This is a genomic window from Ancylothrix sp. D3o (genome assembly GCF_025370775.1).
Lineage (GTDB): Bacteria > Cyanobacteriota > Cyanobacteriia > Cyanobacteriales > Oscillatoriaceae > Ancylothrix.
The window spans coordinates 48,287-68,327 of record NZ_JAMXEX010000003.1 but is presented as its reverse complement, the minus strand read 5'-3'; the positions used below and the strand labels follow the sequence as shown (position 1 = coordinate 68,327).

Sequence of the window (20,041 nt, the reverse complement as noted above, 5' to 3'; positions counted from 1 at the left end):
CGATTGATGGGCCGCAAATTATCCAGCCACCCATAAATCCCTGCCCCCCCACTCCGTAATCAACCCCTAAAAATCCCCTTTTGTTCCTAAAAATTATTTTTGAATGCGCTTCAGTTGTCACCCGTTGCAGTCCTAGCACGGATGCGTTATTTTAAACTGCTTTTATTCAGAGTTTTTTGTGGTCATAGAAAGAATCTATCTTTAGTCAGATTTTTAGCGTGAGATAATTTTAAATAACATCTATGCCATAGATTGAAAGGCTGTAAGCCCTTAAAACTGGGAGTTTCTTTAATCTAAAATCGCCTGATTGTTTTCGCTAAAAATATTGCGTAAGGCCGGTGAATAGCTTTATGCTATATGGTAGCCAATTTACATTTCGTCATAATTTTAGGAAGTAGCAGGCTGTGTCTCCCATCACCCCACACCTTGAAAGGCAGAAACTAATCATTCAACCTCAAGACTTAGAAACCAGTGACCAACTCTGTAGCTTAGGATTTACAAAAATTCCTAGCCTTCCCCAACTGGTTTATCAAGAAATCAATCACACTCAATTAGCAGAAATTTTTGGAGAAATTAGTAAAACTTTACCCGAAACCAGCCAAGACAATTCGCGGTTTTTGCTAACCCGATTACCCCTAGAAGATAGAGGGATGTTGGTCGAATTTCTTCAGGCCAAACCATTAAGCACCATTACGATGTCAGTAAGACACGCTTGGTTTTTAAGATTACTACTCCAACAACAGTTATTTTTTAAATATCAACCTATTTTTGAATTAAAATCTGGAAAAATTATTGCCCACGAATGTTTAGCTCGCGCCACCAATGAAAAAGGGCAAGTAATTCGCGGGAAAGAATTAATAGACGCAGCAATTTCAACAAAGTTAACCTGCGAATTTGATGAACTAGCTCGTAGTATTTGCTTAGAATCTATTGCAGCCCTCCAAACAGAGGATACCTTTTTTATCAATATTTTACCCAATGCAATCATCCGCAATCCCGAATCAATAGAATTCAATTATCAACAAGTCCTAGACTTAGGATTGCGCCCTGAAAATATCGTGTTTGAATTAACAGAAGTAGAAGTCTTAGCAAGCTGTCCAAACTTGCCGGGTATTATTAAACGGCTACGCGACTGGGGATTTGGCATAGCCGTTGATGATTTATGCGGCTGCGTTTCCGTCGATCATTATGTGATGGAATTTCGCCCAGACTTAGTAAAACTTGACCGGCGACTAATCGATGGATGCTCACAACACCCCCTCAAACAAACCATCATCAAAAGCCTCCTACACTCAGCCCATGAAGAAGGCATATTAGTTTTAGCCGAAGGACTAGAAAATCAAGCCGACATTAGCTTTTGTAGAGACTTAGGAGTAGACTATGCTCAAGGATTTGGCCTAGGACGACCCGAAAAAACCCTCAAAAAAGAGCCGGCCCCATTGTGGGACTTTCCCTTATCCAAAGCATCTTAAAAACTCAAAAAATCAACCTTTGGCAAAAGCCAAAAACTCCAAAGCGTCCATCTGCGTTAATCTGCGGTAATAAGATCCTTCATCCCCCTTACTGCCCGCGCCGAAACAACAAATGATGAGAAAATAACCAAGTATGCCCAATAACCGCCTAAAGACAACCAATGCAGCTTGAATTCGTACCCATAGAAGAATTTTATTTTGCACTCACTTTAGCAGTGAGAACACTCGAAGACATAACAACACCAGGCTTAGCAGAACAAGTGCGAGAACGCCTGCAAAAAGAATGTGGTCAACCTTCAACAGTAGCAGCCGCAAGCCAAAACACCTTTAACTACGTCTTTGTAGTCAAAGAATACGACAACAGCCCCTCAAACCAACTAATTTTATCAATTTCCGACTGGCAGGGAAACTTAAGATTAAGTAGTGATTATGGCTGGACGCTCGATGAATCCCGCAAACCGGTTCGCACCGCTAAAAACAACCAACGCCAAGAATTTTCCGAAAAAGTCAAAACCCACCTCCAGAATTGGTTAAAAGTCCCCTTCCTCAAAGAAACGCCCAACAAAGTTAGCTAAACCGCCATAATAACTGGGCGCTTGCGGCTTCCTTAAATAGCAGAGCAAGTCGCCCGTTATAATTGGCATAAAATAATGAAGGTTAGGGATTGGTTTGAGCGGCAAGCATTTGCTTTAGCTTTTCCAACTCCGAAGCCCAGCGTGGATCTGGCTGGACAGCTTCAGATTGACCGCCAGAGCTAGTGCTGGTGCTGGTACGTTCACCGCCACGACGAGACTTGTTAGAGCGACGTCCGCCACGAGACTCGCGTTCGCCACGAGGCTCGCGTTCGCCACGAGGTTCGCGTTCCCCACCGCCACCGCTGTTACTGTTGGCTTTGGTGACAGGTGCCGGTGTTTGACGAGGTTCTTGGGTTTCGCCAGAGGCTGAAACTTCTTCCTCACCCGCTGCTTTTTCGGGTTTGTCGCCTTTACCCTTTGTCCGAGGCAGAGCTTTTTCGATTTTTAACGGGTTTTCTTTAAACATAAAGCCGTTATATTTTTCGATTAGCTCGTCGGCTTCAGCATCAGTTTTAACCGTTACAAAACCAAAACCCCGACATTTGCCAGTTTTGCGATCTGTGATGACTTTGGTTGTTACCGCGTCTCCCATTTCCGCAAACACATCTTGCAGTTCTTTGCGCTCAATTTCTTTGGGCAAATTGCCTACATACAAACGAATTGACATTGAAATTACCTCCAAAAAGGAACTAAAAACACTGGACAAACTTTTTAGGGCGCGTCACCGCAGCAGCTTGCATGACTTTCACCGGCACACCACAAACAGCCTGTGTGCGATACGCAGGCTTGTATTGAACAACTTCAAAAACGCAGTTTCTCCCCACTGGCACACTCGTTGAATAACCTTCTGCCAATATCGTGGAACCGACACTGCAAATAATTTGCTTGCTTTTTGCCCTTGTGCTTAAGCTTGCGATCATCACTTGGGAATTGACACTCAACGTTGTTGTTTTTAGAAATTGCTCTTACACCATTAAAAGAGAAACCGCCGTAAAAATTACTTGTGGTCGCTTTGGTTTTTAAGCCGCAGGGATAGTTTCGTTTTGTTTTGTCCGGTCGGGTGGGTGGCAAGCCACGCGATGACTCATACGGTCGCTCAGCCGAGATTTACTCTGGCCAAAATCTTGTTGAGGTACTGCTTAATTAATGCAATCATCCCCCAACTGACGCCTGCAATCTTAGGATTGAAGTTTCAAACCCTTAATTAAGGTATCACAGCCTTGGGTCTCAATCTAGCTCTATCAATGAATTTTCGTTTTTTTTATCGATATCTCCTTTAAAAACCAGTCAGACGTTCCGCACCAAAAAGCCAGCCGATAGTGCCGGCTGGCGAAAGATTGCTGTGTTGGGAGGAAAACCTGATACCGAGAAGGTAAGCGGATTTGCAATATTTTTTATTGAAGGCTTAGCCATCTCTGGAACTATCAGCTTTCTGTAATTAAACTTAACACTTTTTGCCAGGAAAGGCAACACTTCTTTACAATCTAGGGCCAAAAACATCGTATTTTTGAGATGGCCAAGAAAAATTTAACTTTTTAATTAGAAGGTTTTACCTCAGCATAATCCCTCTAAACTAAGCCTTAATTTGAAAAAGTGTAGCAAAATTATAGTTAACTTTGCCTAGATACCGCCACGAGAGATCAGGTAAATACCGGCAACGGTGGCCAAACCGGCACTAAGTACAGACCAAAAGGCATGACCCCCCAAATAACGCTGATCACCGGCAGAAAGCGTTTGCACATCTACCCATAAAGTGGCACCACGACGAAACCAACCAGTCACGACAACTTGCCGGTTGAGGAAGTCTTGGGGACGCGGTACACCCCAGAGATTGCCCACCGGCCCGAATTTGCTCATGCAGTGTAACTTAATCAAATCGGTGTCCGTTTGTAAAAGCAAATCTTGAGCAGCGCTATTCAAAAGGCCGGTGCGTCCGAGTAACTTACCTTCGAGACGCACCGGCACACTGTCAAGCGGCAAAGCATTAGCATTACTCAAAAGCTCTGGTAAACTCGCTTGCTGCTGTAGCGAGACTGGCGAAATATCTGGAAAAAAAGCATTATGCCGGTAAAAAGTCCCCCCTCCAAAACCAACCAGCAAGAAACCCCAAAATAACCAAGAATGATCTCGCAAAATCCAATACAACTCTCGCACTCTCAGCGTCAAACCGGCCCAACCAACCACCCAAAACCCCCAACCAAGTGCCAAACCCAACAGCACCCCAAAATAAGGAGCACCTTGCAAAATCAGAGGTTGCAGTTTTGGTTTAGGAGTGTTTGATTTTTGTGGAGAGTTCAATTCCAACTCTGTGTCTAGCTTCCAAAACTTAGCGCAACCGCCAAGAATATTGAGCCGGTCGCCTAGCGGTGGATGACTATTATTAATCGCTAACCAATAACGATAAGGGTTGGTGATATCCCAGCTTAAGAGAGGTTCCACCGGTTTTTTGTCGATATAAGGGCCAATTGTCACCGCTTGCCGATGACCGACCGGCGCCACCACATCAAAACTTTCTAACAAATAACTCGTAGAGCGCGTTTTTTCGATATGTTCTGTCATACCGGCAGCAATTTTAAGCAGAGCACGAGTTAAAGCATTGGGGTTGCCGGTAATTTGAGCACTGTAGCGGTCGCTGTAATAAAATCGACGGCGGTTTAACCATAAAGCCGGTAAACGAAATAACCAATAAACCGCATAACTACAGACAGAAATCACCCGTGAACAAAAAAACAGAAACTTAGCTTGCCAGCGGGAGATATTTTGCCATTGTTGACCCCACCGCGCCACTTGCCAGTACAGCAAATAAGGAACTTGACACAAGGCAACTGACCAAGAAATCAAAGCAAAATCTCCATATAAAATATGCCCAATTTCCCCAGCATAAATCGCCGCAATTTCGTCATCTTTGAGCCGGTTAAGCAAACCTTGGCTGACGACAATGCGCGCATTGCGCCGCAAATTACCGTAGGTGAACACTACCGGCAGGTCAATCGGCAGAAGTTTTAAAACCGGCCAAGGGAGATTTTTTGCTCCACACAAACGCTTGAGTAATTTAACTGCTTCCGGGCTATGTTTTTCTAGTTGATTAGTAGAAAAAGCTTTAAGATTGCCAAAAACTTGCAGAATTTTATCTAAAAAGAAGGGAGAAATAACAAATAACAAAATTAAGGCAAAGGCAATAGGTAGAGATTGATCCAAATAAAAAAGCTGAATGGGGTTAAGTCGGAAAAAATATAACAGTTGATTGGTTGTGGACATGGCCGACTGTAAAACGGCGTGAACAACCCGAAACAAAGCGTAGGCGGTGACAACTTGGAGGAGGTAAAGCGGCCAGAGTTTGAGTGAGGGTAAGGGTTTCCAGTTTTTTTCGATTCGGTTGGCGTTGCGCCATACAAAGGGGGTAGGCGTGGGGGTAATGTTTGGCTGGGGTTTGTCGAGTTCTTTGGGACGGGGTGGAGGGGGTGGAGGGGGTAGGGGGGTTTTTGCTTTAGCTGCAACTGGTTGGGATGGCTGTAGGGGCACGAAACCGATGTCGTCGGCGCTTCTGTGCTCGTTGAGGGGGATAAAGCCGGTGGGATCTACGGTTTTTTTATTGAGGGTGGCGAGGGTTTGGTCGGCCCACTGTTTGATTTTGGGGTTGTTGCTTTGGCGGAGAGTTTGGCAGAGGGTGATGGCTTGGTTGGTTTGGCCGGTGCGGTGGTAGGCGATAACTAGGCCCATTTGGGCTTTTACGAGGGTGGAGGAGGAAAGTTGGCTTTGGCAGAGATGTTCGAGGTGGGTGATGGCGGTGGGGTAGTCGCTTTGTTTGATGGCGTTTAGGCCGGTTTGGAGGTCGGCTTTAAAGGTGGCATCCTGATTGTTGCTGTTTAACGACATAGGGGCTATTTTTAGTTTTTTTCCCACGATAACCTAAATGATTTTTAGGCAACACTCTGGCAGTTTTTCACCGCTTAATAATCCTTCGTGGGCCGGTGTGTTCGGTTGAGCAGGGTTGGCAGCCGATTTGTTGGCTGGTTTTTTGTTAAATCTACTCGCAGGCAATGGCTAAGGAACATTTCCTGATAAGTATTAGTTAAAATAGAAGTGTCGATTTAAAAAGACAAACGCAGGTCGAATGGAGAAACCGGTTGTAGGGTAGATATCTAGTGGAGATTCTTCGATTTTGCATATAAAGCCGGTTTTCTGGACAAGTCATTTTTAATAAAATGACACCGATTGATCGCTGTCAATTAAAGGGAAAGTATGTCAAAGTGCATTTACATAAATTAGGCTCTCTCTTTTTGGCAATGTTATTAAGTTTTACCTTGATTTTTTGGCTGGATAATTTTGGCATGATCGGGAATTTCTCTTAGATAATAGGCGACTTTTATCCAACTAATGCCTGTATTCACCGGCCTAATCAGTTTCAATTAAACGCTAGGAGTTAACAAAAATGGCAGACTATGTAGTATCAATTGATGGAGCGGCTTTTTTCCTATCTCCAAATCCGGATGGAACCCCTGGAAATCCGTTTAAACTCAGCTTTTTTCCCCAAGGAAACCGGCGTTTAGTGGTGGCATTAGATGGGGATGATTTTATTGATGGCACGCCTGATATCGATCAAGTCAATGGCAACCTGGGCGGTGATAACATTTTTGCCTATGGTGGCGATGATTTTTTGATGGGTGGGAGAGGCAATGACAATCTCAATGGTGGAGATGCCAATGATTTCTTACACGGAAATCTCGACAATGATTTTCTGTTTGGAGATGCCGGCAATGATATTGTTCGAGGTGGACGAGGTGATGATTTTATCAGCGGTGGTGACGGCTCTGATTTAATCATCGGTGAGTTAGGTTTTGATATTCTGATTGGCGGTACGGGGAATGATAACTTTATTGTGCGTACAGATACTGTTACCGATCCTTTAACCGGCCAAGTTTCAAGTAACGCTGTTTTCAACGTGCGAGCAGCGGATCAAATCATTGATTTTGTCGCGGCAGAAGGCGATAAAATTCTCTTGCCAGGAGTCTTTGGGTTTACGGATTTTGCTCTCGAAGATGTTGATGTGAATGGTGATGGTGCTATTGATGCAGCGATCCGAACAGTTGCCGGATATGTGGGCGTTGTTTTATCAAATGCCCCGGCAACTTTAAGCCCCAATGACTTTATTTTTGACCCCCAAGCAACGGCGATTTTTGCAACCGCAACTCGCGCTTTAGTGACGCCGCCGGCGTTTGCTTAAGTTAACCTTCTACCCCCTTCCCTCTCAGGATGGGGGTGGTTAGGTTTGGGTGAGTAGAAAAGGGCTTTGCAGATCAAGCAAACAAGGCAAAATTATTAGTAAACTACTTATCAGGGGGATAGTAAAAGCGCCTGGCTATTGCTGGTTTTTTAGCCGCTAACCGGTAATTAATTATGGCAAATTCACCCACCTCTGCTTTAGAATTGGAAAACTTTGCGGTGATTCAACTATGCCGTCGGCTCACTAAAGAGGGGCGTTTTATACTGTAGAGAGAAAGTACGATCCTTGTATTGGCTATATTGCGAAGCGCGTGCGGTGGAAGATGGAGAGTGGAAGAGCTAAACCAGCTTTTAAAACCTGTGTGGCACGCGCCAAGAAAAGCGAATTTTTTTTAAATTCTGTAAAGAAACATTTCCCGAATATGGCTTTTTTAAATTAAAGTGTATAGTGAAAAAGGCAAAAATTAATTGTTGTCAATTAAAATGTAATCAGGGCAAATTGGATTAACATAAATTACCCTTTTACTGTCTGGCACTCTTATCAAGCTTTCCGAAAAAATTTCGGCTTGCTCTTTATCTCATTGTCGATAAGTTCCAGACAAAAACGGTGAGTCGTTTCAAAACCCTGATCTGTATTCACCGGCCTACTCAGTCTCGATTAAAGAATAGGAGTTAACAAAAATGGCAGATTATATAGTATCAAGTGATGGGGCGGCTTTTTTTCTTTCTGCTAATGCCGATGGACTGCCTTCAAATCCGTTTAAACTCAGCTTTTTTCCTCAAGCAAATCGGCGTCTTGTCGTGGCATTAGATGGGGATGATTTCATTGAGGGCACGGTTGATATTGATCAAGTAAATGGTAATATGGGCAATGATAACATTTTTGCCTCTGGCGGTGATGATTTTTTGATGGGTGGCCGGGGTGAGGACGGCCTAAATGGTGACGATGGTAATGATTTTTTACACGGAAATCTCGACGATGATTTTCTGTTTGGGGATGCCGGTAATGATATTGTCCGAGGTGGACGAGGTGATGATTTTCTCAACGGTGGTGAGGGTTCAGATTTACTCATCGGTGAGTTAGGTTTTGATGTTTTGATTGGCGGTGAGGGAAATGATAACTTTATTGTCCGTACAGATAGTGTTACCGATCCTTTAACCGGCCAAGTTTTAAGTAATGCTGTTTTCAACGTACTAGCAGCGGATCAAATCGTTGATTTTTTATGGGAAGAAGACGATAAAATTCTCTTACCGGGAATTAACGGGTTTACAGATTTTGCTCTCGAAGATGTTGATGTAGATAGCGATGGTGTCCTTGATGCAGCGATCCGAACAGTTGGCGGTTATGTGGCTGTTGTTTTATCCGTTTCATCGGATTTTTTAGATGCCGAAGACTTTATTTTTGAACCGCAAGCAACGGCTATTTTTGCCGGCGCAACTCGCGGTTTAGTGACGCCGCCGGTGCTTGCTTAAATTAAACGTCTTACCCCCATCTCTAGCTGGATGGGGGGTTAGGTTTTTGGTGCTACAAAGGTTCAGGTTGCTGTCCTGAAACCACCGGCGCTGAAGCATTTAATTTCAACTCTGGGTGATCGCCTTCGACTTGATGTAAATTCCAGTCATTTTTAAACAATAAAACAGGCCGGCCCCAACTATCTTTTACCGTCACAGTATTAAATAACCGGCCTACTTTTTCCAAGGCTTCCCAACCACCGGCCACCCAACGAGCAACAGAATAAGGCAGTAATTCTAAGTAGGTTTCTACGCCATATTCACTTTGCATCCGAAACTGGACGACCTCAAATTGCAGTTGACCAACAGCGGCTAAAATCGGGTCACGTTTTGATTCATCCACCGAATACATAATCTGCACTGCACCTTCTTCGCGCAATTCCAAAACACCTTTACGGAATTGCTTAAATTTAGAAGGGTTAGGATTTTTTAAATAGGCAAAAAGTTCGGGAGAAAAACAGGGAATGCCTTCGTATTCGAGTTTTTGGCCGGTGTAAATTGTATCGCCTATGGCAAACATTCCGGGGTTATTTAAGCCAATTACATCCCCTGGATATGCTTCTTCAATAGACTCACGTTCTTGAGCAAAAAGTTTTTGGGGACGGGATAAGCGAATTGTTTTGCCGGTGCGTGCATGACTTACACTCATGTCTTTTTCAAACTTGCCGGTGCACACCCGCACAAAGGCGATACGGTCGCGGTGTTTCGGGTCCATATTTGCTTGCAACTTAAACACAAAGCCGCTAAATTGTGGATAAGTTGGTTCAATTGCGCCGGCGGTACTTTTGCGGGCACCTGGTTTAAGACCATATTCCAAAAACGAATCAAGGAATAATTTTACCCCGAAATTCGTCATTGCACTGCCAAAAAACACCGGCGTCATTTTCCCAGAATGGATTTTGTCTAAATCAAGTTCTGAGCCTACTTCTTCCAGCAATTCCAACTCATCTTTAAACTTGTAATAAAGGTCTGGTTCCAGCAATTCTTCGAGACGCGGATCACCCAAATTAATGACAGTATCTCGCGCTTCTTTGGAACCGTGCGCCATGCGTTCAAACAAGTGTATTTGTTTTGTGTGCCGGTCATAAACACCTTTAAACCGGTCGCCCATTCCTATCGGCCAATTGACCGCATAAGTTTCTAAACCCAGTTCTTTTTCAATTTCATCAAGTAAGTCTAAAGGTTCCCGTCCGGGGCGATCCATTTTATTAAAAAAGGTAAAAATTGGGATCGCTCGCATTCGACAAACTTCAAATAATTTGCGAGTTTGTGGTTCCAAACCTTTCGCCGCATCTTCTAACATCACCGCATTATCAGCAGCAGCCAAAGTGCGATATGTATCTTCGCTAAAATCTTGGTGTCCGGGGGTATCCAATAAATTAACTTGTTTACCGCCATATTCAAACTGCAACACCGTCGAAGTAATTGAAATTCCCCGCTGTTGTTCCATCGCCATCCAGTCAGATGTGGCGTGACGCTGTGCTCTGCGTGCTTTGACTGAACCGGCCTCGTGAATAGCTCCCCCATAAAGTAACAGTTTTTCTGTTAAGGTTGTTTTTCCGGCGTCCGGGTGAGAAATAATCGCAAAATTACGGCATCGCTCGACAGCGCTTTGAATTTCTGTTTGCAGTTCGGTTGACATACACTCTATTAAGGGAGGCTCAAATATTAAATCTTAACAAAAATTTTAACGCTTAGATTTTTTTATGAGTTTTTCACGTTATTTTCTGTTCTCGAAATCAAGATTAACACAAGTAAATGGCCCAAAGGTAGGGATATTCCCCCCGGATCTCACCTTTCACCAGCGCTCTTAGGCGACGCTAAAATACAATTAAAGAAAATTCTAAGCCACTGAGGGCGCTTTTAGTATGTACGATTCAGACAAACGTAAACTTTTATCTGCTTTATCGCACGGTTCCATCTTTTTTGGTGCTTTGTGGGTATTTATCGGTGTTCCCCTGGCAATTATGCTGGTATCAGACGATACGGTAGTTAAAGATAATGCCAAAGAGTCTTTAAATTTTCACCTAAATATCTGGCTCTATGAACTTATTATTGGGGGTCTATGGTTTTCGATCATTGGTATTCCTTTGGCGGGGCTTTTAATGATTCCTTTCTTTCTGTTCCATTGGGTATTGCCGGTGTTGGCTTTATTGCAAATCTTTGGTAATCCTGACAAACCCTACCGTTACCCGTTTATCTTCCGTATTATCTAGTTTTTATAGCCTTTCGCATGGCGTTTTTAAAACCCGGCTTTTTTAAAAGAAACCGGGTTTTTTGCATACATTGTTTGCACTGTTTGGTTATTCCAAAGTAGGAATCAACGGCACCTCTAAATCTCGTCGTGTCGCCTCTAGCTTAGTGGGAGAAAGCGTCATTAAATCTTCAATATTCTGGCGGATGGTGGCGCAAATTCCATCAAGGGGCAAATCATTTTTGTCGTAGCCAAAAGGGTTTTCAATTTCGATGCCTATCTCTTCAATTCCAAATAAGGCAAAACTCAAAACAGCCACCACCGGCGCCGTCCACCAAGTTAAATCTTTCACCATTTGAAACGGCAACCCCAAACAATAAATTAAGAGTAATTGTTTAAGGTGAATTGCATAGGCTAAAGGGATAGGAGTTCGTAAAATCCGCTCACAGCCGCTCAAGGCTTCAACCATACTATTTAAGTGCTGATTCATCGCCATACTTTGATAACTATCAAGGCAATTTTTTTGCTGTTGCTGTTTAAAAAAATCGGCAATCCAAAAAGCAATTTCCAGCGGCGGGTTAGCCATTCCTTGCAATTTAATATAGCGCGAATGCGAAATTAACTCCTCAACTTCGCTGTTGATTGGCTCTCCTCGCAGATGTAATTTCATCGCCACAGCAAACGCCGCCAAAAGACGCAAAGCCGCTTGTTTTTCCTCTCGATGTTCCGGTTTACGCTCATCCACAAAACACCAAATTTGACGAGCTAAATTGCGGACATTAATAATTAAAACTCCCCAACATTTTCGCCCTTCCCAGAAGCGATCATAAGCCGTATTTGTGCGAAAAACTAGCAATAAACCCAAAACTAAAGATAAAACAGGAATCAAAATACTCGGCCAAGACACCGGCAACTTTAGAGCGTATAAAACCGAAATCAACACCCCAAAACCCGTACAGAATAAAACGCGAGGAATAATCGCAACAACTACCGAGCCTTGCACCTGCAAAGCCAACTTAAACCAAACTTGTTTTTCAGCGATCATAGAACCCTATCTATCGGACTCCAAACCAAAATTACCCAACAAAATATTAACCTAAAAAGCCCTCAAATTAAATAATCAAACTCAACAGCCAAAATCTTAACAAAACTCCATAATTGATTTGAGGAAAAACCGGCCATCCTCCTGTAGGAAAAAGAATCAAAAATTCCAAAAAACCTATGCTGAAAAAAATCTTGAGTATTGCAGCCGGTACCCTCCTGGTAGCCGGCATTTTTCCCGCACAAAGCAATGCCGGTACTGAAGTCCCGATCACATCTATTCGCTTTGTAAACCCACAAAAAGCCGGTGCAGCCAGAGCAATTATAATCGTTCCAGAGCAAGATACAACCCGTCGCGCCTATGGCGGCAGATTAAGGATGTATGATGTCCATCTTGCCAAAATGTTTGAAGTTGCCAACGGCTACTGTAGAGATGGGTGGAACAGCGTAGAATGGCATTATTTCGCCGGCAATGGCAAAATAAACATGGGTAAATTTTTCATGGATTGTAAACTGGTACGAGATATTACCTTTGCTTACGGCACCGGCACCCCCGAAAAAACCGTGATTACCTATGGATATGGAGCCGCTGCTGACAAAAAAGTAGTGTACTTGCCGGTGTTAAACTTAAATGGTGATAAAATTCCCAAATTCCAAAACTTTATCAGCCGATTTAAGCCCTTTGGAAATGCCCAAAGGCTGGATTTACAATAAGGGTAAATTTTTCCACCAGCGCGAGTTGAAATACCCCTTAACCAGTCGATAAAATGGGGCCGGTGTTAACCAATGCACCGGCCCATAATTCTCAAAAAATCCCTGCCAACAATCCAGCGCAAAACCAAACTTATAATGCCCGATATTATATTTAGGTTACAGATAATCCAGCCCCATCACCCAGGAAAAAATACTTACGAAAATTTTAGTGCTGAAATTGGTAATAAACAGCCAAAAAATCCGCAGATAACACCCATCCAAAAAAGCAAACTATACCGAAATTTAGCCCATAAAAAAAACATCGATCCATAGCCAAAACAGGGATTTTAAGATAATCCTAAAATTCCCAAAATCTCCCCAGAGGCAACGTTGGCGGAAAAAATGATAGCATGGGTTTAAAAACGCGGGGAAACTGGCCTATTTTTGCCAAACGGTAGATGAGCCGGTGCATCCAATATACGACCGAACTAGCGAAAAAAAAGCCACCCCAAGGGAAAAAATGACCGCTATACTAGACCGGCACTGACAATTTCTGAGCAGTATCAAGATCAGGGGAAAATTTGCCATTTTCAGGTACATTGAAATGCAAAGGTAGCAATTTTGAGATCAACAAAACGGTTTTGTGACCCCATACCATGAAAACAAATAACCTCGACTGGCTGCAAATCGCTGAATACTTATCAATTTCCGGCTCTTTGATAGGTTCTGTAGCCTCTTTGGCATCCCAACAAGTCATCTATGCTGCGGTTCCCTTATCGCTGTCATTAACGCTCAATTTATTTAACCGGCAGCGCACAGAAAACCTAACCAGAACCAGCCTCACCGCCGCCGTCACCCACCTTGACCAAAAACTATCCAGCATAAATAGTATAGTGAATGAGCGAGTTTTTGAGCTAAAAACCGATATCGCCCAACTTAACGAACAAGCCCAAAAAATTCAAGCCAACCAAGACTTAGAAAGTCTCACCAGCAGCCTCTTAAACTTACAACAAAAATGCAGCGGTTTAGAACAGTCCATCACATCACTAAATAGCCAAATGGAAAAACTTACCGAACAAACTAAAATGCCATCACAAAACAGCCTCAGCGTCAGATCAACTGAACTTGACGAATATCAATCGCCTCCAGATCCTACCCTGATTAGAACCCTGCCGATCAGAGAACCTGAAAACCCAACTGCACCCCAAGACATCGTGCGGAAATATCACTGGTAAAACTCCCGATTTAACTTTGCCCCTTACGGTTGGGGGTTTTTATTTTTGGCTTGGGTTTTTGATTTTTGAGAAAGCCGGTTCTTAGTTCAATAAAAATACCTCCCCGCCCAGGATTTTTATGATAATTTTCGCAACTATGAGGGGTTTATTTTTGCTGAGTTTTTGCCTCATTGAGCAACATACACTTTAATAAAACACACAAATCTTTAAAAACAACACCTCAAAAGCCTTGGTATAATGGTGATAAAAAAAGGAGCAATAATATGAAGCGTAAAGTATCGTTAAAAAACAGAATGTTATTCGGTTATGCCGCGCCGATTTGCGTCTATCTTGGGGTGGCCGGCTTAGTTTACTCAACGGCAACTCAAGTGTTTGATACCTTTGAAGAAGTCGAAAGAGTCCAAAAAGTTCTCGTTGAAACAAATAACATTTCCTACTTAGCCCAAGTGATGATAGGAAACGTGCGGGGCTATCTAATCTCCAGAAATCCAGACTTTAAACGCGACTATCAAGAAAGCATCAAAACTCTTAGACAAAGAGCTAGTGTCGGCGAAAATTTAATTCGTAACACTGAACAATTAGACCGATTTAGAAAAATGGTCTCTCTGATTGACAACTATGAGGAATATGCGCGAGAAATTATCCAACTAATGGATGCCGGTCAAACAGAAAAAGCCGTCAACATATTTAAAACTGGTCAAGCTACAAAATTTGTCCAAGAATTCGAGCAACTAAACAGAGATTTTGAAAAAAATCAACGCGAAATCATAGCCGATAAAACCCTCCAAGCCAATCAAGCATTGCGGTTTTTACTCACAGCGCTTTGGATCGGCTCATTCCTACTCATAAGCCTTTCTATTATCATCGCCTTCCTTATTTCTTCAGGAATTAGCAATATCATTAACTCTGCCATCGGCACCATTGCCAGTTCCTCCACCCAAATCGCCGCCACCGTCGAAGAACAAGAACGCAACTCCAGCCAGCAAGCCTCATCAGTACACGAAACCACAACCACAATGGATGAGTTAGGCGCTTCCTCTCGCCACGCAGCCGAACAAGCCGAAGTTTCCGCTGAAAACGCCCGTCAACTATTAAAATTAGCCGAATCTTCCACCACCGGCGCCCACCAAGTATTAAACCAAGCTCAAACCGGCACCCAATTTGTCGCCCAAACAATGGAACAAATTATCGTTTTAAAAGACAAAGTAGAAGCAATAGCCCAACATATTAACCACCTCAACCAACAAGCCAATCAAATTAACAGCATCACCGACTTAGTAAGCAACGTTGCCAATCAAACAAATATGTTAGCTCTAAACGCCGCCGTCGAAGCAGTGAGAGCAGGAGAACATGGCAAAGGCTTCGGCATCGTCGCCACAGAAATTCGTAAATTAGCCGATCAAAGCAAACAATCCGCTGAAAAAATCAACTTGATCATCGAGCAAATAAAAATGGGCATTAACTTAACCGTCAACGTCACATCTGAAGGAGTCAACAAAGCCGAAGAAAGCATCAAACTCTCCCGGCAAACCTCCGAAAACTTTATCACCGTTGCTCAAGCCATAAACGACATCATTTTAAATAACCAACAAGTCTCCCTTTCCGGCATAAACAAAGTAGTCGAAAGCTGCCAACAAATCTCCCTAACCGCCAAACAGCAAGCCATTGCCATTGAGCAAGTCGTCGAAGCCATGAACGCCATCAACCAAGGAGCCGCCGAAACTGCAACCGGAATTAGCCAAACCAAAATCGGCACTCAAAAACTAAACGAAGCCGCGATTTACCTCAAAGAAATACTTTAATTAAAAACAGGCCCATCTAACTTAAACTTCGGGCCTGACTAACAGCGGCCTATTTTGAATGACCGCTAACTTTTAACAAAAATTAGCCAAATTTTATAAAATTTCAACTATTCCCTAACAATTTCATACATATCTTCCACCAGCACATCAAAAACGCGGGCTAATTTATGCAGAGAAGTCACATCCATTGAAGCCAATCCCGAAGAATTAGCGTAGCGAACCAAACTGGCGTAGGGAACACCAGAACGATCCGAAATTTCCTTCATTGTCCAGCCTTTTTCAGAAGCCAATTCATAAATTTTCAAGCGAATTAAACCCATACTATTGACAACTCTTCAAAAATGATATTTAATAATTTTACAACAAAAAGGCGAACGCCTAACAACAGGTTTTGACACCTCCAGCGTTCGCCCCTTATAAATCAAATATGAATACTATGGTAACAAAATTTAAACCAACAACACAACCACTCTACACCCCCTGGCACCGGCTGACTCGATTTGTCACCAAACAAGCAATCGCCCTACTGTTAGGAGTGAAACTCAAAGACATAGATCGCATCGAACGCTGGGCAAGAGTCTTACTGGTAGTTGGCCCACATCTCAGCCGATTTGTCAGCTATGCCGACTTGCCCCCCATTCCCCACGTCGCTCCTCCCACCGCCAAAGATTACCTGTACTGGCGGCGGCGCTGGGGTAAAGTCGCCCCCAAATTTTGGGCCGAATTTTACGCCGACTTTTTTGCACAAGCAAGCAACCTCGAAGAACTCTTCAACTGGGGACAAATCGCCATCATCGCCGCCCAAGATATGCCCCAAGCCCAAGCCGACTGGCTGAAAAACAAATATAACCGTGAACAATTTTGTCGGGAATATTTCTAAGAAACACCGGCAAATTAACCACAATTCTATCTTCCGGTACTGGTTGGGGCCGGCCCCCATCAGCCAGCATAAAATTTAACCCTCTAACTTAGCACCCGTATGAAATTTAACCTTGGTTGCCTGCTCGCCTACGACATCTTGCAACCCAGCACCCTGATCTTCAACATTCGCCCCTACAATAACAACCACCAAAAAATCGAGCAAGAAACCCTAGAAATCACCCCCCAAATAGAAATAGAAGCAAACAGCAGTCAGCCAGACAAAGAAAATCGTTACTTTCGAGTCAACGCCAACCCCGGCAAACTCGAAATCAATTACCGCGCCACCGTTGAAAGCTTTCCCCTGCACAAAGAAGCCAGCAATATTATCGAAATTCCCCCCGCAGAATTGCCCCTAAAAATATTGCCCTACGTTTTGCCAAGCCGGTATTGCCAATCCGACCAACTCATTCAACTAGCAGACAGCGAATTTGGCACCTTACTGCCAGGATATAGCCGAGTCCAAGGAATTTGTAACTGGATTTACGAAAAAGTTACCTATCTTGCCGGCAGCACCAACTCCCAAACCTCCGCCTACGATACCGCCATCGAAAGAGCCGGTGTTTGCCGAGACTTTGCCCATTTAGGAATCGCCTTTTGCCGAGCCATGAACATCCCCGCTCGATTCGTGGGAGGCTATGCCTATGGCTTAACCCCCCCCGATTTTCACGCTTTTTTTGAAGCTTATCTCAACAATGAGTGGTATTTATTCGATGCCACCCGCCTAGTACCCTTAACCGCTACCATTCGCATCGGTACAGGGCGCGATGCCACCGATGTCTCCTTTGCAACCATTTTTGGCTCCGTCCAAATGCAGCAAATGAAAGTATTTATCGAGCCGGTTTCTGAACAAAACACCACCCCTCCTCAAACCTTCATGCCAACTACCGATGCCATCGCTACCTGTTAGCAAGCAATGCTTAGATAAAAAAAATAAACCGCCGTTATTCTTTTTTTCCTCCAAACAAAACCCATAATTTTTTATGATCACCCACAGCAAACAGTTTCTTACCGTCTAACCAAGGTGTTCCTAAACTTGTCGAAACACGGGGCTTTAAACCCAATTTTTCGGTAAGATTGTGACAGTGCGAGACCGCTTTCCGTACTAGGGTAGCTGATAAATCAGCAAAACCCGTGTAAATTAACTTAGAAAGTTAGTCATGTAGAGCTTCTGTGAGTTATTGCCTCAATCCTAACTGCCCCAACCCAGGCGATCCCTTAAACGCTCATAACCGCATTTGCCGACAGTGCGGTTCATCCCTATTGCTAAAAGAGCGTTACCGCGCTCTTCGTCTGTTGGGAGAAGGTGGGTTTGGGAAAACCTTTGAAATTTCAGACACCAATAAAACCACCAAAGTTTTAAAAGTTCTCACCGAAAACAACACAAAAGCCATTGCCCTTTTTGAGAGAGAAGCCAAAGTTTTAGAACGCTTAAAACACCCCGGAATCCCCAGAGTAGAGCCAGACGGCTACTTTACCTTTTTACCTCGCAACAGCAATGTTATACTACACTGCTTGGTAATGGAAAAAATCGAAGGCTCCAATTTAGAAGAATGGTTTATTAACACCGGCTCCTCTCAACCCCTCAGCCAAAAACAAGCCCAAGCCTGGTTAAAACAACTCGTTGAAATTTTAGATAAAGTCCACCACGAACAGTATTTTCACCGCGATATCAAACCCTCCAATATCATGCTGCGGCCCACCGGCCAGTTAGCTTTAATTGATTTTGGCAGCGTCCGCGAAGTCACCGGCACCTACCTAGCCAAAGTCGGCGGTGGAGGTCATAAAGTCACCGGCATTGTTTCCCCCGGCTATACTCCCCCAGAACAAGCCAACGGAAAAGCCGTCCCCCAGTCCGATTTTTTTGCCCTGGGACGGACAATGGTATTTTTATTAACCGGCCATGATCCCAACGATTTCAGCGAAAATCCCCGCACCGGCCAGTTAATTTGGCGCGAAAAAGCACCTCAAATTTCCCCAAGTTTTGCCGATTTAATTGATTACCTAATCGCCCCTTTCCCCGGCAACCGGCCCCAAAATACGGGGGTAATTTTACAGCGCTTACACGAAATTGATACTCCTGAATATTCCCAAAACAACACACCGGCTAATCTGCCCACAGCCCCGCCTCGTGCAGTCAACACACCGCTGGCTAGTTTACCTCGTTCTAAACGCAAAAGACGCTCCCAAAAACACAATTCTCAATCCCGCAAAAGCTGGATACCCAAACGCTCTAAACTCATGGGGGTTATTACTCTATTGCTCTTTGCCGGTGGGGTAACAGCCTTATTCACAGCCGCCGGCAGCGAATTTTCGGACTCGTTTTTACGAGAGCGCAATTCGCCGATAGTCTTAAATGAACTTCCACTCCCAAATAACCCAGTTACTTTGTCTGGAAATAGCTGGAAAAAGCCTACCCTCGCCAATACTCTCGCTGGTCATTTATGGGGTGTCAATGCCCTTGCTATTAGCCCGGATGGCAAATTATTAATTAGCGGTTCGGTTGACAAAAATGTAAATGTCTGGAATTTGGCCCAGGGAACCGTTATTTACTCGCTGAAAGGTCATACAAATGAGGTATGGGCTATTGCGATCAGTCCCGATGGCAAAACGGCTGCTTCAGGCAGTGGCGATAGCACAATTAAACTTTGGGATCTTGCCACCGGCACTCTTAAAAAGCAATTTTCTTCTCAGAGTGGTTGGGTGGTGGCGCTTGCTTTTAGTCCCGATGGCAAAACCCTGGTTTCTGGAGGCGCAGACAGTACAATCAAAGTTTGGGATCTGGCGAATGATCAACTAAGGGCTACTCTGAGAGGACATTCGGAGGGGGTGGTGGCGCTTGCTTTTAGGAATGTTATGGGGAGTGAAACGCGCCAGCCTGGAAGTAGTCTTTTGGTGTCTGCCGGTGGAGATAATAAGCTGATGTTGTGGGATGTGCTCTCCTCTTGTGATGCCGGTCAAGTTTGCTCTCCTCTGAAAATTCTGGAAAGCCAGTCCCGACGAGTGCAAACGGTGGCTTTTAGCCCTGATGGTAATATGCTTGCAAGTGGCAGTGGGGATGGCAGTATTAATTTATGGAATTTAAACAGCGGCAAGGTAGAACAGACTTTTTTCGGGCATTCAGATGTGGTGAATTCGCTGGCTTTTAGCCCTGATGGTAAAATTTTGGCTTCGGGTGCCGGTAGTTTAGACAGTACGGTTAAACTTTGGGATGTGGAGGGAGGCCAATTATTGGATACTCTCAAAGGTCATGTCGATACTATTCACGCAGTGGCTATTACTCCTGATGGCAAAACTCTGATTAGTGCTAGTGAAGATACTACTATAAAAATTTGGCTTTTAAGGTAATAAATTGTTTTTTTTATCTTTTATCACC

General features: G+C 43.8%; 17 protein-coding genes. 11 read left to right on the top strand and 6 right to left on the bottom strand.

The features are described from left to right. Nucleotides 1–404: 404 nt before the first annotated feature. Together NG798_RS07675 and NG798_RS07670 are read left to right on the top strand one after the other, a co-directional pair. Nucleotides 405–1,472: an EAL domain-containing protein gene (locus NG798_RS07675; protein ID WP_261221644.1), complete on the top strand. Its 1,068-nt coding sequence runs from the start codon at nucleotides 405–407 to the stop codon at nucleotides 1,470–1,472. 161 nt (nucleotides 1,473–1,633) lie between these two features. Next, nucleotides 1,634–2,047, top strand: a complete 414-nt coding sequence (locus NG798_RS07670) for a hypothetical protein (protein ID WP_261221642.1) — start codon at nucleotides 1,634–1,636, stop codon at nucleotides 2,045–2,047. A gap of 82 nt (nucleotides 2,048–2,129) precedes the next feature. Here NG798_RS07670 and NG798_RS07665 read toward each other — a convergent pair whose 3' ends face one another. From NG798_RS07665 to NG798_RS07655, 3 genes are all read right to left on the bottom strand, one after another. After that, nucleotides 2,130–2,714 (bottom strand): RNA-binding protein, encoded by a 585-nt coding sequence (locus tag NG798_RS07665; protein ID WP_261221641.1) that lies wholly within the window; start codon nucleotides 2,712–2,714, stop codon nucleotides 2,130–2,132. A gap of 22 nt (nucleotides 2,715–2,736) precedes the next feature. Further along, entirely contained in the window at nucleotides 2,737–2,988 is a 252-nt protein-coding gene (locus NG798_RS07660) for a hypothetical protein (RefSeq protein WP_261221640.1), read from the bottom strand. 679 nt (nucleotides 2,989–3,667) lie between these two features. Next, on the bottom strand, nucleotides 3,668–5,923 hold the full coding sequence (locus tag NG798_RS07655) for a M48 family metalloprotease (protein ID WP_261221638.1): 2,256 nt from the start codon (nucleotides 5,921–5,923) through the stop codon (nucleotides 3,668–3,670). Nucleotides 5,924–6,479: 556 nt separating this feature from the next. Here NG798_RS07655 and NG798_RS07650 point away from each other — a divergent pair. Both NG798_RS07650 and NG798_RS07645 read left to right on the top strand, forming a co-directional pair. Then, nucleotides 6,480–7,271, top strand: a complete 792-nt coding sequence (locus tag NG798_RS07650; protein ID WP_261221637.1) for a calcium-binding protein — start codon at nucleotides 6,480–6,482, stop codon at nucleotides 7,269–7,271. 680 nt (nucleotides 7,272–7,951) lie between these two features. Beyond that, a complete protein-coding gene (locus tag NG798_RS07645) occupies nucleotides 7,952–8,743 on the top strand; it encodes a calcium-binding protein (protein ID WP_261221636.1) in 792 nt (263 codons plus the stop codon). A 52-nt stretch (nucleotides 8,744–8,795) separates the two neighbouring features. Here NG798_RS07645 and prfC read toward each other — a convergent pair whose 3' ends face one another. Next, the gene (gene prfC / locus NG798_RS07640) at nucleotides 8,796–10,424 is read right to left on the bottom strand and encodes a peptide chain release factor 3 (RefSeq protein WP_261221634.1); all 1,629 of its coding nucleotides are present in this window, start codon (nucleotides 10,422–10,424) and stop codon (nucleotides 8,796–8,798) included. A gap of 226 nt (nucleotides 10,425–10,650) precedes the next feature. Here prfC and NG798_RS07635 point away from each other — a divergent pair, with 226 nt between their 5' ends. Beyond that, nucleotides 10,651–10,998: a DUF4870 domain-containing protein gene (locus NG798_RS07635; protein WP_261221632.1), complete on the top strand. Its 348-nt coding sequence runs from the start codon at nucleotides 10,651–10,653 to the stop codon at nucleotides 10,996–10,998. An 87-nt stretch (nucleotides 10,999–11,085) separates the two neighbouring features. Here NG798_RS07635 and NG798_RS07630 read toward each other — a convergent pair whose 3' ends face one another. Beyond that, on the bottom strand, nucleotides 11,086–12,021 hold the full coding sequence (locus NG798_RS07630; RefSeq protein ID WP_261221630.1) for a bestrophin family protein: 936 nt from the start codon (nucleotides 12,019–12,021) through the stop codon (nucleotides 11,086–11,088). A 176-nt stretch (nucleotides 12,022–12,197) separates the two neighbouring features. On the opposite strand from NG798_RS07630, the gene NG798_RS07625 reads away from it, so the two are divergent. The 3 genes from NG798_RS07625 (at nucleotide 12,198) to NG798_RS07615 (ending at nucleotide 15,747) form a co-directional block, all read left to right on the top strand. Then, nucleotides 12,198–12,731: a hypothetical protein gene (locus NG798_RS07625; RefSeq protein ID WP_261221629.1), complete on the top strand. Its 534-nt coding sequence runs from the start codon at nucleotides 12,198–12,200 to the stop codon at nucleotides 12,729–12,731. Between the two features lie 635 nt (nucleotides 12,732–13,366). Continuing rightward, complete coding sequence (locus tag NG798_RS07620) at nucleotides 13,367–13,945, top strand: hypothetical protein (RefSeq protein WP_261221627.1); 579 nt, start codon at nucleotides 13,367–13,369, stop codon at nucleotides 13,943–13,945. A gap of 263 nt (nucleotides 13,946–14,208) precedes the next feature. Next, nucleotides 14,209–15,747 carry a methyl-accepting chemotaxis protein gene (locus NG798_RS07615; RefSeq protein ID WP_261221626.1) on the top strand — a complete coding sequence of 513 codons (1,539 nt, stop codon included), beginning with the start codon at nucleotides 14,209–14,211 and terminating at the stop codon, nucleotides 15,745–15,747. A 107-nt stretch (nucleotides 15,748–15,854) separates the two neighbouring features. Here NG798_RS07615 and NG798_RS07610 read toward each other — a convergent pair whose 3' ends face one another. Beyond that, the gene (locus tag NG798_RS07610; RefSeq protein ID WP_261221624.1) at nucleotides 15,855–16,067 is read right to left on the bottom strand and encodes a helix-turn-helix transcriptional regulator; all 213 of its coding nucleotides are present in this window, start codon (nucleotides 16,065–16,067) and stop codon (nucleotides 15,855–15,857) included. Nucleotides 16,068–16,174: 107 nt separating this feature from the next. Between NG798_RS07610 and NG798_RS07605 the strand changes: the two genes are divergently transcribed. The 3 genes from NG798_RS07605 (at nucleotide 16,175) to NG798_RS07595 (ending at nucleotide 20,013) form a co-directional block, all read left to right on the top strand. Continuing rightward, nucleotides 16,175–16,627, top strand: a complete 453-nt coding sequence (locus NG798_RS07605) for a hypothetical protein (protein ID WP_261221623.1) — start codon at nucleotides 16,175–16,177, stop codon at nucleotides 16,625–16,627. A gap of 99 nt (nucleotides 16,628–16,726) precedes the next feature. Then, complete coding sequence (locus NG798_RS07600) at nucleotides 16,727–17,575, top strand: transglutaminase family protein (protein ID WP_261221621.1); 849 nt, start codon at nucleotides 16,727–16,729, stop codon at nucleotides 17,573–17,575. 263 nt (nucleotides 17,576–17,838) lie between these two features. Beyond that, nucleotides 17,839–20,013, top strand: a complete 2,175-nt coding sequence (locus NG798_RS07595; RefSeq protein WP_261221619.1) for a protein kinase — start codon at nucleotides 17,839–17,841, stop codon at nucleotides 20,011–20,013. Nucleotides 20,014–20,041: the final 28 nt, after the last annotated feature.

Bases quoted from the DNA above. Each gene is read 5' to 3' on its own strand.
- NG798_RS07670 (WP_261221642.1), top strand. From the start codon at position 1,634: ATGCAGCTTGAATTCGTACCCATAGAAGAATTTTATTTTGCACTCACT.
- NG798_RS07665 (WP_261221641.1), bottom strand. From the start codon at position 2,714: ATGTCAATTCGTTTGTATGTAGGCAATTTGCCCAAAGAAATTGAGCGC.
- NG798_RS07655 (WP_261221638.1), bottom strand. From the start codon at position 5,923: ATGTCGTTAAACAGCAACAATCAGGATGCCACCTTTAAAGCCGACCTC.
- NG798_RS07650 (WP_261221637.1), top strand. From the start codon at position 6,480: ATGGCAGACTATGTAGTATCAATTGATGGAGCGGCTTTTTTCCTATCT.
- NG798_RS07645 (WP_261221636.1), top strand. From the start codon at position 7,952: ATGGCAGATTATATAGTATCAAGTGATGGGGCGGCTTTTTTTCTTTCT.
- prfC (WP_261221634.1), bottom strand. From the start codon at position 10,424: ATGTCAACCGAACTGCAAACAGAAATTCAAAGCGCTGTCGAGCGATGC.
- NG798_RS07635 (WP_261221632.1), top strand. From the start codon at position 10,651: ATGTACGATTCAGACAAACGTAAACTTTTATCTGCTTTATCGCACGGT.
- NG798_RS07630 (WP_261221630.1), bottom strand. From the start codon at position 12,021: ATGATCGCTGAAAAACAAGTTTGGTTTAAGTTGGCTTTGCAGGTGCAA.
- NG798_RS07625 (WP_261221629.1), top strand. From the start codon at position 12,198: ATGCTGAAAAAAATCTTGAGTATTGCAGCCGGTACCCTCCTGGTAGCC.
- NG798_RS07620 (WP_261221627.1), top strand. From the start codon at position 13,367: ATGAAAACAAATAACCTCGACTGGCTGCAAATCGCTGAATACTTATCA.
- NG798_RS07615 (WP_261221626.1), top strand. From the start codon at position 14,209: ATGAAGCGTAAAGTATCGTTAAAAAACAGAATGTTATTCGGTTATGCC.
- NG798_RS07610 (WP_261221624.1), bottom strand. From the start codon at position 16,067: ATGGGTTTAATTCGCTTGAAAATTTATGAATTGGCTTCTGAAAAAGGC.
- NG798_RS07605 (WP_261221623.1), top strand. From the start codon at position 16,175: ATGAATACTATGGTAACAAAATTTAAACCAACAACACAACCACTCTAC.
- NG798_RS07600 (WP_261221621.1), top strand. From the start codon at position 16,727: ATGAAATTTAACCTTGGTTGCCTGCTCGCCTACGACATCTTGCAACCC.